Below are 12,357 nucleotides of genomic sequence, written 5' to 3'. Positions count from 1 at the left end.
AGCCCGCTCCCACAGTGAATGGCTGCGCTCACAAATATTGCGCACGCCATAGAACCTGTGGGAGCGGGCTTGCCCGCGATGCAGGCGCTGCGGTCTATCGGTTCGTACCCAAAACCTGCACCCGCGCGATATAAGCCTGAATCTCTTGCGCAGCCTTTTCCGGGTTTTCAAACGGCCCCTCCAGGGTGTTTTCCCGGGTGCTGAAATACAACTCCCCATTCACACGACACAACCGGTCGCAGCGAAAGTGCGTGGCGGGGGCGTTGTCCTGGGCGCGCATGCCGTACATGGTGATCTCCTGAAGGGGTGTTCCGAGGGATGGATCCAATGAGCTTATGCATGAACCGCTTACAGCGCCTGGCGAACCGATCGACGGCACACCGCCAATATAATGATGCGACCTGCACAGTTTCATTCGCGGCCAGTCGCCAACTGTCCCTGTGTGCCGAGCGACTGTGAGCCTAGAATGGTGGTTCTCGCCAATTGGCTTCGGGGTACGCATGCACATTTCATCGGGTCGCTGGGTTTACGGTCTGCTCCTGGCCCTGGTGACCGCATTCTTGTGGGGAATCCTGCCGATCAAACTCAAGCAAGTGCTGCTGGTGATGGATCCGGTGACGGTGACCTGGTTTCGACTTCTGGTGTCCGGGGGGTGCCTGTTCATTTACCTGGCGGCGACCAAGCGCCTGCCGAGTCGCAAAGTCCTCGGCCCGCGCGGCGGGTGGCTGGTGTTGATGGCGGTGTGCGGTCTGGTGGGTAACTACGTTTTGTACCTGATGGGCCTGAACCTGCTCAGCCCCGGCACCGCGCAACTGGTGGTGCAGATGGGGCCGATCATGTTGCTGATCGCCAGCCTGTTTGTGTTCAAGGAACGGTTCAGCGTGGGGCAGGGGATTGGTCTGCTGGTGCTGTTGATCGGCTTCACGCTGTTTTTCAATCAGCGCCTGAGTGAGTTGCTCACTTCGCTGACCGATTACACCGCCGGTGTATTGATGGTGCTGTTGGCTTCGACGGTCTGGACGTTCTACGCCCTGGGCCAGAAGCAATTGCTCACCGTGTGGAATTCCTTGCAGGTGATGATGGTGATCTACCTGTTCTGCGCGCTGTTGTTGACCCCGTGGGCGCATCCGCTCGAAGCGTTGCAACTGAGCCCGCTGCAAGGCTGGCTGCTACTGGCGTGCTGCATGAACACCCTGATTGGGTATGGCGCGTTCGCCGAGGCCCTGGCCCATTGGGAAGCCTCGCGGGTGAGTGCGACCCTGGCAATTACGCCGCTGGTGACGTTCGTGGCCGTGGCGATGGCCGCATGGTTGTGGCCGGAGTATGTGCATGCCGAGACGATCAATGGCCTGGGGTATGGCGGAGCGGTGTTGGTGGTAATGGGGTCGGCGCTGGTGGCGTTGGGGCCGTCGCTGATTGCCGGGCTCAAGGCCAGGAAGGCCAGAATAGTAGTCGGATGATCGTTCCCACGCTCTGCGTGGGAATGCAGCCCGGGACGCTCCGCGTCCCTACAGCGGACGCAAAGCGTCCATTAGAGGCATTCCCACGCAGAGCGTGGGAACGATCAGGTGCGCAGATCTCAGCCCTTGGCACCCGCCTCCAGCATATTCTCCGGCCTTACCCACGCATCAAACTCTTCATCGGTCAGATACCCGAGTTGCAACGCCGCCTCACGCAGGGTCAGCCCTTCGCCATAAGCCTTCTTGGCAATCTCCGCCGATTTGTCGTAACCGATGTGCGGATTCAGCGCCGTCACCAGCATCAACCCACGTTCCAGGTGTTCAGCCATTTTCTGCGCATCCGGCTCCAGACCAGCGATGCAATGCTGCTGGAAGTTGCTGCAGCCATCGCCCAGAAGACGGATCGATTGCAGCAGGTTGTGGATGATCACCGGTTTGAACACGTTCAGTTGCAAGTGACCCTGACTTGCCGCAAAACCGATCGCAACGTCGTTGCCCATGACCTGGCACGCGAGCATCGACAGCGCTTCGCACTGGGTCGGGTTGACTTTGCCAGGCATGATCGAGCTGCCCGGCTCGTTGGCCGGCAGTTTGACTTCGGCGAAACCGGCGCGCGGCCCGGAACCCAGCAGACGTAAATCGTTGGCGATTTTCATCAGGGTCACGGCGAGGGTTTTCAACGCACCCGACAGCGTCGTCAGCGGCTCGTGGCCGGCGAGGGCGGCGAATTTGTTCGGCGCAGTGACGAACGGCAGACCGGAAAGGGCTGCGAGTTCGGCAGCGATCGCTTCGCCAAAACCGTGCGGCGAATTCAACCCGGTGCCGACCGCGGTGCCGCCCTGGGCCAGTTCACAAACCGCCGGCAGCGAGCTGCGGATCGCCCGTTCGGCGTAATCCAGTTGCGCGATAAACGCCGAGAGTTCCTGCCCGAAGGTGATCGGCGTGGCGTCCATCATGTGCGTACGACCGGTCTTGACCAGTTTCATGTGCCGTGCAGACAGTTCGGCCAGCCCGCCCGACAGTTCGCTGATCGCCGGCAGCAAGTGCTGCTGCACTGCCTGGGCTGCAGCGATGTGCATAGCGGTGGGGAAACAGTCGTTGGAGCTCTGGGAGCGATTGACGTGATCGTTGGGATGCACCGGCGTCTTGCCGCCACGCGGGTTGCCGGCCAGTTCGTTGGCACGCCCGGCGATCACTTCGTTGACGTTCATGTTGCTCTGGGTGCCGCTGCCGGTCTGCCAGACCACCAGCGGGAACTGGTCGTCGTGGCTGCCATCGAGCACTTCGTCGGCGGCTTGCTCGATCAGCCGGGCGATGTCGGCGGGCAGGTCACCATTGCGATCGTTGACCCGGGCCGCGGCTTTCTTGATCAGCGCCAGGGCATGCAGCACCGCCAGCGGCATGCGTTCGTTGCCGATGGCAAAGTTAATCAGCGAGCGTTGCGTCTGAGCGCCCCAGTAGGCTTCATCCGGGACTTCAACCTGGCCAAGGCTGTCGGTTTCGATACGGCTCATCATGCACACTCCTGTAAGTCTGATAGCGAGTTTAGGCCGTGATCACCGGCCGTGGTTCCGTCAGTCTGTAATTTGACCATTCAACCCCTCTAAATCAGACCCGACAAGGCTTGGGGTTGAGTGACACACTTTTTTAGGCGCAGAATGGTCGTCCTTGGGGTTTGACCTCGCCTGCTAGAAAAGGAAACTCGATGACTCGTCTTCGTGCCATCTGTACCGCGGTTGCACTGGTTTGCGCCAGCGGCCCTGTTTTTGCCGATACCGCCAGCCACAACGCCAGTGCCGAAGCTTTCCTGACCCTGGCGCACGCTGACAAATTGGGCACTCCGGTGTACATGCAAGTGCAGCAAATGTTCGCTCAGCGCTTTGAACAAACCAAAGCCCCTGAATCGAAAAAAGCCTTGCTGGAAACCTACCAGGCCAAAGCCAACGCCGCTCTGGACCAGGCCATTGGCTGGAACAAGCTGAAGCCGGACATGGTTAAGCTGTACACCACCAACTTCAGCGAATCCGAGCTGAAAGACCTGGTCGCGTTCTACAAGTCGCCACTGGGCAAGAAAGTCCTGGAAAAAATGCCGCAGCTGACTCAGCAATCGGCCCAGATGACTCAAGCCAAGCTGGAAAGCGCGGTGCCTGTGGTCAACAAACTGCTGGCTGACATGACGGCCGAGCTGGAGCCTAAAGGCGCCGCTCCTGCCAAGAAAAAGCCTTAAGCGGAGTTCGGTATGACCATGCAACAACGCATCGAATCGACGCTTGGCCTGCTGCAGCCAGAGCACCTGCAAGTGCTGGATGAAAGCCACATGCACAGTCGTGGGTTGCAGACCCATTTCAAAGCCGTGGTGGTCAGCCAGCACTTCGAAGGGCTCAACCGCGTCAAGCGTCACCAGAAAGTCTACGGCACGCTCGGCGAGTTGATGGGCGAGTTCCATGCGTTGGCGCTGCACACTTACACGCCAGAAGAATGGGCACAGATGGACGCGGCTCCGTCCTCGCCAACCTGTGCTGGCGGCAGCAAGCATTAAGCATCGGTTTTTTGTTAGAATCCGCAACGCGCCGCTCACCCGGCGCGTTTTTTTTAGCATCCGGTTCACCCCTTACGAGGGTAGCCACCTGGAGAATCACCCATGACACAACAGATTGTCGTGGCGGCACTGTATAAGTTCGTCACCCTGGAAGATTACGTCGCCCTACGCGAACCATTGCTGCAAGCGATGGTCGACAACGGCATCAAAGGCACGTTGCTGATCGCCGAAGAAGGCATCAACGGCACCGTGTCCGGCAGCCGAGAAGGCATTGACGGGCTGATGGCCTGGCTCAAAAACGACCCGCGCATGGACGACATCGACCATAAAGAGTCGTACTGCGACGACCAGCCGTTCTATCGCACCAAAGTCAAACTCAAGAAAGAAATCGTCACCCTCGGCGTTGAAGGCGTGGACCCGAACAAAAAGGTCGGCACCTACGTCGATCCAGAGAACTGGAACGCCCTGATCAGCGATCCGGAAGTGCTGTTGATCGACACCCGCAACGACTATGAAGTCTCGATCGGCACCTTCGAAGGCGCCATTGATCCGAAGACTACAAGCTTTCGCGAATTCCCCGACTACATCAAAGCCAACTTCGACCCGGCCGTGCACAAGAAAGTCGCGATGTTCTGCACCGGCGGTATCCGCTGCGAAAAGGCTTCGAGCTATATGCTCAGCCAGGGCTTCGATGAGGTTTATCACCTCAAGGGCGGCATTCTGAAGTACCTCGAAGCGGTGCCGCAGGAAGAGACCAAATGGCAGGGCGACTGCTTTGTGTTTGATAACCGCGTGACGGTTCGCCATGACCTCAGCGAAGGCGACTACGATCAATGTCATGCCTGTCGTACGCCTGTCAGCGTGGAAGACCGCGCATCCGAGCACTACATGGCTGGCATCAGTTGCCCGCATTGCTGGGATACGCTGAGCGAGAAAACCCGTCGCAGCGCCATCGATCGGCAGAAGCAGATCGAACTGGCCAAGGCTCGCAACATGCCTCACCCGATCGGCTACAACTACAAGCAAACTCCTTCCGAGGCTTGAACCATGTCTGTGCGCCGCCTGCTCTATGTGATGGATCCGATGTGTTCCTGGTGCTGGGGCTTTGCGCCAGTGGCTAACGCGCTGGTCAAGCAGGCGCAAGCAGCGGGTGTGGACGTGCATCTGGTGGTGGGCGGTTTGCGTACCGGCAGCGGTTCCGCTCTGGAGCCGACCACCCGGCGCTACATCCTTGAGCATTGGCAGGCGGTCACCGAGGCCACTGGTCAGCCGTTCAAGCGGGACGGCGCGTTGCCCGACGGCTTTGTCTACGACACTGAGCCCGCCTGTCGGGCGCTGGTGACGGCACGCAGCCTGGCGCCGGATTGCGCGTGGAAACTGCTCGGGCTGATTCAGCACGCGTTTTACGCCGAAGGTCGCGACGTCACCCACGCCAGCGTTCTGGTGGAGTTGGCGGAGCAGGCCGGTCTGCCGCGCATCGAGTTCGCCGCTGCATTCGACCGTGCCGATCAGCACGCCGCTACCGCTGCCGATTTTACTTGGGTGCAGGACCTTGGCATCGCCGGTTTCCCTACCTTGCTGGCGGAGCGTGATGGTCAATTGGCGCTGCTGACCAATGGCTATCAACCGCTTAGCGTGCTATCCCCGCTGCTCGGCCGCTGGCTGGAGCGCGCTGCCTGTGCATGATCTGCCTGACGACGCACCGGCGTCCAAACGTGTCGACCGCCTGAGCTGGGCGGAAATCCGTCGTCTGGCCCTTCATCACAAAAAACCCCTGTGGATCGCCAACGGCGTGGCCGTGTTGGCGACCCTGTGCAGCGTGCCGATTCCCTTGCTGTTACCGTTGCTGGTGGACGAAGTACTGCTGGGCCACGGCGATTCCGCGCTGAAGATCATGAACCACGCATTGCCCGAAGGCTGGCAGAAAGCGGCGGGCTACATTGGTCTGATGCTGCTGGTGACCTTGTTGCTGCGCTGTGGCGCCTTGTTCTTCAACGTGGTGCAGGCAAAGTTGTTTGCAGCACTGGCCAAAGACATCGTGTATCGCATTCGCACACGGCTGATCGAACGGCTCAAGCGTATTTCCCTGGGCGAATACGAAAGCCTGGGCAGCGGCACGGTGACCACGCACCTGGTCACCGACCTGGACACCGTGGACAAATTCGTCGGCGAAACCCTCAGCCGTTTCCTCGTGGCGATGCTGACCCTGGTCGGCACCGCGAGCATTCTGATGTGGATGCACTGGAAGCTGGCGCTGTTGATCATGTTGTTCAATCCGCTGGTGATCTACGCCACGGTGCTGCTGGGCAAGCGCGTCAAACACTTGAAAAAACTCGAGAACGACAGCACCTCGCGCTTCACCCAGGCACTGACCGAAACCCTCGACTCGATTCAGGAAGTACGCGCCGGCAACCGTCAGGGTTTTTTCCTCGGGCGCCTCGGTCAGCGCGCGCGGGAAGTACGCGATTACGCGGTGAACTCCCAGTGGAAAACCGATGCGTCGAACCGTGCCAGCGGCTTGCTGTTCCAGTTTGGCATCGATATTTTCCGCGCCGCGGCGATGCTCACCGTGCTGTTTTCCGACTTGTCCATTGGCCAGATGCTGGCGGTGTTCAGCTACCTGTGGTTCATGATCGGTCCGGTGGAGCAGCTGCTGAATCTGCAATACGCCTACTATGCTGCTGGCGGCGCACTGTCACGCATCAACGAATTGCTCGCCCGGGACGATGAGCCCGAATACCCAGGGGGTGTCGACCCGTTCAATGGTCGTGAGACCGTGGGGATCGAAGTCCAGGGATTGAGTTTTGGTTATGGCGACGAACTGGTGTTGAGCCAGATGAACCTCTCGATTGCCCCCGGTGAAAAAGTCGCGATTGTCGGCGCCAGCGGTGGTGGCAAGAGCACGCTGGTGCAGTTGCTGCTGGGCTTGTACACACCGCTTGCCGGGACCATCCGCTTCGGCGGTTCGACCCAGCAGGAGATCGGCCTGGAAACCGTGCGCGAGAATGTCGCCGTGGTCCTGCAACATCCGGCGCTGTTCAATGACACCGTACGCGCGAACCTGACCATGGGCCGCGAGCGTAGCGACGAGGCTTGCTGGCAAGCACTGGAAATCGCGCAATTACAGGCCACGATTCGGGAGTTGCCCAATGGCCTGGACAGTATTGTCGGGCGCTCCGGCGTGCGTTTGTCCGGTGGTCAGCGCCAACGCCTGGCCATTGCACGAATGGTGCTGGCCGAACCGAAAGTGGTGATCCTCGACGAAGCCACCTCGGCACTCGACGCGGCCACCGAGTACAACCTGCACCAGGCGCTGGCGCGGTTCCTGAGCAACCGCACCACGCTGATCATTGCGCACCGGTTGTCGGCCGTGAAGCAGGCCGACAGGGTGCTGGTGTTCGACGGCGGGCAAATCGCCGAGGATGGTGATCACCAGCAATTGATTGCCGATGGTGGTTTGTACGCCAAGTTGTATGGGCATTTGCAGCAGTTGTAGCAACATGAGGCGCTTTACGTCTGTGGGCGAGGTTTGCCGCTTGCCGGGAGCTGGATCGCCACCTAGTCTAGCGGTAGCGATTTCGTCCGGAAGACGATCAAGCAGTGCTAATGCAAGGGACCTCATGAATCAAACGCGGACTCTCGGAACGCCACGGTTGTTGGGCATCGTCTGGCCATTCATCGCCGTTGTGTTATTTCAAGCCCTGTTGGGGGGTGGCAGCCTTTACGTTCTATCGGCGGTTCGCGGCTATGTCGCCGGTGAAAGCCTGTGGTCCAAGGGCCAGAAAGACGCCATCTATTACCTCAATCTCTACACCGACAGCCGCGACGAGACAATTTTCCAAAAATATCAGAACGCTATTGCCGTACCTCAGGGCGGACACGAATTACGTGTGGCGCTGGATCATCAGCCGCCGAATATCGAGGCCGCACGCCTGGCCATCCTCAAGGGTGGTAACCATCCGGATGACATTCCCAGCGTGATCTGGCTGTACCTCAATTTCCGGCATTTCAGTTACCTCGAAAAAGCCATCGACCTCTGGACGGTAGGTGACGCGTATTTGGTCAAGCTCGATGACGTTGCGCGGGAAATGCACCAGCACATCACCGCCAGCCCGGCCTCCGACACCGACATCCAGCGCTGGAAGGAGCAGATATTCGCGATCAATGATGAGGTGACGCCGGCAGCGAAAGCCTTCAGCGATGCCTTGGGTGAGGGGTCGCGGGTCATTCTGCGCCTGTTGCTGGTGACTAATCTGGCCACCGCGCTGGGCCTGATTGCATTGGCCCTGATGCGCACCCGTAAGCTGCTCAAGCAGCGTCACGCGTTCGCCGATGCGCTGCAGCTGGAGAAAGACCGGGCGCAGATCACCCTGCAATCGATTGGCGATGGTGTCATCACGACGGATGTCGGTGGCGCGATCGCCTACATGAATCCGGCCGCGGAGGCGTTGACCCACTGGAAGGCCGAGCAGGCGATGGGTTTGCCCCTGGCAGCGTTGTTCAATCTGCTTGACGAGAATGCTCAGGCCGACGGCTTTACGCTGATCGAGCGCATCTTGAGCGGTCAGCTCAGCGGTGGCAGCGAACATTCAAAATTGATCCAGCGTCTGGATGGCAGCACGGTGTCGGTCACCCTGGTGGGTGCGCCAATCCGCAACGCCGGCAAGGTCAGCGGCACCGTGCTGGTGCTGCACGACATGACCCAGGAGCGGCAATACATTGCCAACCTGTCCTGGCAGGCGACCCATGACGCCTTGACCGGACTCGCCAACCGCCGCGAGTTCGAGTATCGCCTCGAGCAGGCGCTGCATAACCTGACACGGCACTCGTGTCGCCATGCCCTGATGTTCCTCGATCTGGATCAGTTCAAACTGGTCAACGACACCTGCGGCCACGCGGCGGGTGACGAGTTGCTTCGGCATATCTGCGCATTGTTGCAATCGGGTTTGCGCGAAGGCGATACCCTGGCCCGGCTGGGTGGCGACGAGTTCGGCATCTTGCTGGAGAACTGTGCGCCGGAAGCGGCAGAGAAAATTGCCGAGGGCTTGCGCCAGACCGTGCAGAACCTGCACTTCGTCTGGAAAGGTCGCCCGTTTGTGACCACCGTGAGCATCGGGCTGGTTCATGTCACTCAAAACCCGACCACTCTCGAAGCCTCACTGCGCGCTGCCGACATGGCCTGCTATATGGCCAAGGAAAAGGGCCGCAACCGGGTTCAGGTTTATCACGCCGATGATTCGGAACTGTCCTTGCGTTTCGGCGAGATGGCGTGGGTGCAGCGCTTGCACATGGCGCTGGAAGAAGACCGCTTCTGCCTGTACTCCCAGGAAATCGCCGCCCTTGGTCATATAGAACAGGGCGGCGGACATATCGAAATCCTGCTGCGCCTGCATGACGAAGCCGGACGGATGATTCTGCCCGACAGTTTTATTCCGGCTGCAGAGCGTTATGGTCTGATGACTTCCCTCGACCGCTGGGTCGTGCAGAATGTTTTCAAGATCATTGCCCAGTGCATGGCTGAAAAGCGTAAAGGTCCGTTGGCCATGTGTGCGATTAATCTGTCAGGCACAACTATCGGAGATGAGGCGTTTCTGGGCTTCCTGCGTGAACAGTTTGTTACTTACTCCATACCTCCGGAAATGATTTGTTTTGAAATCACTGAGACCAGCGCAATTTCCAATCTCGGAAGTGCAATCAGATTTATCAATGAGCTCAAAGGGTTAGGTTGCCATTTTTCGCTTGATGACTTTTGCGCCGGTATGTCCTCATTCGCTTACTTGAAACATTTGCCTGTAGACTTCTTGAAGATCGACGGGAGTTTCGTAAAGGATATGCTGGACGACCCGATTAACCGCGCCATGGTCGAAGTGATCAATCACATCGGTCATGTCATGGGTAAGCGTACGATTGCCGAGTTTGTTGAAACACCCCAGATCGAGCAGGCATTGCTGGAGATCGGGGTCGATTACGCTCAAGGGTATCTTATTGAACGCCCGCATCTGTTTACCTGCGATAGTCTGCAAAGTCGTCCTGCCAGGCCTCAGCCTTTGTTATTCAAGGCGCCTGGCACATTCCGTTGAAATCTCTTGCTGATCCTTATAATCACAATCAAAAGGAGCCCGACAGTGATCGACACATTCAACCGAACCGGACCACTCATGGAAGCTGCAAGTTATCCCGCCTGGGCTCAGCGCCTGATCCAGGATTGCAGCGAGAGCAAACGCCGGGTTGTCGAACACGAACTGTATCAGCGTATGCGAGATAACAAACTCAGCGCAAAGACCATGCGCCAGTACCTTATCGGTGGCTGGCCGGTGGTCGAACAGTTCGCGTTATATATGGCACAGAACCTGACCAAGACCCGTTTTGCCCGCCATCCCGGCGAAGGCATGGCGCGTCGCTGGTTGATGCGCAACATTCGCGTCGAATTGAACCACGCCGATTACTGGGTGCACTGGAGTCGAGCTCACGGTGTCAGCCTGGAAGATCTGCAAGCGCAACAGGTTGCCCCTGAACTTCATGCCTTGAGCCACTGGTGCTGGCACACCAGTTCGGCGGATTCGCTGATCGTCGCCATTGCCGCCACCAACTACGCCATTGAGGGCGCGACTGGTGAGTGGTCGGCGCTGGTCTGTTCCAGTGGCGTCTACGCTGCAGCGTTTGCGGAAGAAGATCGCAAGCGGGCGATGAAGTGGTTGAAGATGCACGCCCAGTATGACGATGCCCATCCGTGGGAAGCGCTGGAAATCATCTGCACGCTGGCGGGCATGAACCCGAGCAAGTCCCTGCGAGCGGAGTTGCGTCAGGCGGTCTGCAAGAGCTATGACTACATGTTCCTGTTTCTGGAGCGCTGCATGCAGCAGGAGCACGCAGAAAGAACGCCGGTAGCCCGTGAGCGAATGGTGTTGGCCGAAAGCTGATTTCCAGGCAACACATCCAAACCTGTGGGAGCGAGCTTGCTCGCGATGGCTGCCTGACATTCAACAGAGAGACTGAATGTTAGAAAGTCTTCGCGAGCAGGCTCGCTCCCACATTGTTTTGTGCTGTTGCCAACGGCTCAGCCCGCCATCGCCAGCCGGTTTCGCTCCTCACGCTTGGCCACATACAACGCGCTATCAGCCCGTCGCAACAGACTTTCAGAAGACTCACCGGGCAACAGGGTCGGGCGTTGCGCATTGGATAGAGCAACGCGGACAGCAATGACTCGAGGTTGCCCTGCTCCTGTTCGTGCGCCCCTGAGCAGTAAGGCTGTCTTACAGGCTGGGTGAGAGCGGCTTTGGGCTGCGCGTCATACTGGTCCGTCAGCCCCGTAGGACATTTGGCTGGAGTTTAATCCGCTTTACCGAAGCTTAATAACCTATTGACTCAAGGGCTGCCCGTTTGCTTTCACACTGCGTGTCCGAGCAAATGTAGAGCGAAACTCGTGCCATTCGGTGTTTGACTGGAAACAGGTGCAGTTACGCACTTTGAGTGCCGCGACGGGAAATCGCCGCGGCACAACACGACGCACGGACGTTACTGAGCGTTGAACGCCTGGCCGTTGATGCCGGTGCTGTCCGGACCCATCAGGTAGAGATAGACCGGCATGATCTCCTCAGGTGTCGGGTTGTTCAGCGGGTTTTCACCCGGGTAAGCCTGGGCGCGCATGCTGGTGCGGGTGCCACCCGGGTTGATGCTGTTGGAACGCACCGGTGCCACGGTATCGACTTCGTCGGCCAGGGTTTGCATCAAACCTTCGGTGGCGAACTTGGAGACGCCGTAAGCGCCCCAATACGCACGCCCCTTGCGGCCGACGCTGCTGGAGGTGAACACCACCGAGGCGTCCTGAGACAGCTTGAGCAGCGGCAACAAAGTACTGGTGAGCATGAACATGGCGTTGACGTTGACATGCATGACGCGCATGAAGTTTTCGCCAGACAACTGCTCGATCGGCGTACGCGGACCAATGATCGACGCGTTGTGCAGCAATCCGTCGAGATGGCCGAATTCGGTTTCGATCATCGCTGCCAGTTCATCGTATTGATGGGGCAGGGCGGTTTCCAGATTGAACGGGATCACGGCCGGTTGTGGATGGCCGGCGGCTTCGATTTCGTCGTAGACCTGAGTCAGATTGGCTTCGGTCTTGCCCAGCAACAGCACGGTGGCGCCATGCGCCGCATAGGTTTTAGCGGCTGCAGCACCAATGCCCCGGCCTGCGCCGGTAACCAGGATGACCCGGTCCTTGAGCAATTCAGGGCGTGCGGAATAATCAAACATAAAAAACCTCACACATCAGAAGACAGTTCGCGGCGCGGCCATTCGCGGGCAAGCCCGCGAAGGCGTCAGCATTCACGCCTCATTTCCAGAACCTGAAACCGG

The 12,357-nt window shown here is 58.9% G+C and carries 11 protein-coding genes; 8 read left to right on the top strand and 3 right to left on the bottom strand.

What is annotated here, in order from left to right; translation table 11 throughout:
* Positions 1-94: 94 nt before the first annotated feature.
* Entirely contained in the window at positions 95-289 is a 195-nt protein-coding gene (locus FQ185_RS12105) for a DUF6316 family protein (RefSeq protein WP_149417640.1), read from the bottom strand.
* 211 nt (positions 290-500) lie between these two features.
* On the opposite strand from FQ185_RS12105, the gene FQ185_RS12100 reads away from it, so the two are divergent.
* Positions 501-1,460, top strand: a complete 960-nt coding sequence (locus tag FQ185_RS12100; protein WP_149417639.1) for a DMT family transporter — start codon at positions 501-503, stop codon at positions 1,458-1,460.
* A gap of 119 nt (positions 1,461-1,579) precedes the next feature.
* Here the strand turns inward: FQ185_RS12100 and FQ185_RS12095 are convergent, their stop codons facing one another.
* Positions 1,580-2,974, bottom strand: coding sequence for a class II fumarate hydratase (locus FQ185_RS12095; RefSeq protein ID WP_149417638.1), 1,395 nt, complete (start codon positions 2,972-2,974; stop codon positions 1,580-1,582).
* Between the two features lie 191 nt (positions 2,975-3,165).
* Here FQ185_RS12095 and FQ185_RS12090 point away from each other — a divergent pair, with 191 nt between their 5' ends.
* The 7 genes from FQ185_RS12090 to FQ185_RS12060 all read left to right on the top strand — a co-directional run bounded on the left by FQ185_RS12090 (position 3,166) and on the right by FQ185_RS12060 (position 10,919).
* Positions 3,166-3,687 carry a DUF2059 domain-containing protein gene (locus tag FQ185_RS12090; protein ID WP_064676461.1) on the top strand — a complete coding sequence of 174 codons (522 nt, stop codon included), beginning with the start codon at positions 3,166-3,168 and terminating at the stop codon, positions 3,685-3,687.
* A 12-nt stretch (positions 3,688-3,699) separates the two neighbouring features.
* The gene (locus tag FQ185_RS12085) at positions 3,700-3,999 is read left to right on the top strand and encodes a BolA family transcriptional regulator (protein ID WP_149417637.1); all 300 of its coding nucleotides are present in this window, start codon (positions 3,700-3,702) and stop codon (positions 3,997-3,999) included.
* A gap of 102 nt (positions 4,000-4,101) precedes the next feature.
* Positions 4,102-5,043 (top strand): rhodanese-related sulfurtransferase, encoded by a 942-nt coding sequence (locus FQ185_RS12080; protein WP_149417636.1) that lies wholly within the window; start codon positions 4,102-4,104, stop codon positions 5,041-5,043.
* A gap of 39 nt (positions 5,044-5,082) precedes the next feature.
* On the top strand, positions 5,083-5,685 hold the full coding sequence (locus FQ185_RS12075) for a DsbA family protein (protein WP_178113530.1): 603 nt from the start codon (positions 5,083-5,085) through the stop codon (positions 5,683-5,685).
* Positions 5,678-7,495 (top strand): ABC transporter ATP-binding protein, encoded by a 1,818-nt coding sequence (locus FQ185_RS12070; RefSeq protein ID WP_149417634.1) that lies wholly within the window; start codon positions 5,678-5,680, stop codon positions 7,493-7,495. Before FQ185_RS12075 ends, FQ185_RS12070 begins: the two co-directional genes overlap by 8 nt.
* A 124-nt stretch (positions 7,496-7,619) precedes the next feature.
* Positions 7,620-10,079 carry an EAL domain-containing protein gene (locus FQ185_RS12065; RefSeq protein ID WP_149417633.1) on the top strand — a complete coding sequence of 820 codons (2,460 nt, stop codon included), beginning with the start codon at positions 7,620-7,622 and terminating at the stop codon, positions 10,077-10,079.
* A 78-nt stretch (positions 10,080-10,157) separates the two neighbouring features.
* The gene (locus FQ185_RS12060) at positions 10,158-10,919 is read left to right on the top strand and encodes a TenA family transcriptional regulator (RefSeq protein ID WP_371926613.1); all 762 of its coding nucleotides are present in this window, start codon (positions 10,158-10,160) and stop codon (positions 10,917-10,919) included.
* 595 nt (positions 10,920-11,514) lie between these two features.
* Here the strand turns inward: FQ185_RS12060 and FQ185_RS12055 are convergent.
* Positions 11,515-12,255, bottom strand: coding sequence for a YciK family oxidoreductase (locus FQ185_RS12055; RefSeq protein ID WP_149417631.1), 741 nt, complete (start codon positions 12,253-12,255; stop codon positions 11,515-11,517).
* Positions 12,256-12,357: the final 102 nt, after the last annotated feature.

This window comes from Pseudomonas sp. ANT_H12B (genome assembly GCF_008369325.1).
GTDB lineage: Bacteria > Pseudomonadota > Gammaproteobacteria > Pseudomonadales > Pseudomonadaceae > Aquipseudomonas.
Note: the sequence above shows the minus strand (reverse complement) of the source record. Positions and strands in the feature narration are given on the sequence as shown.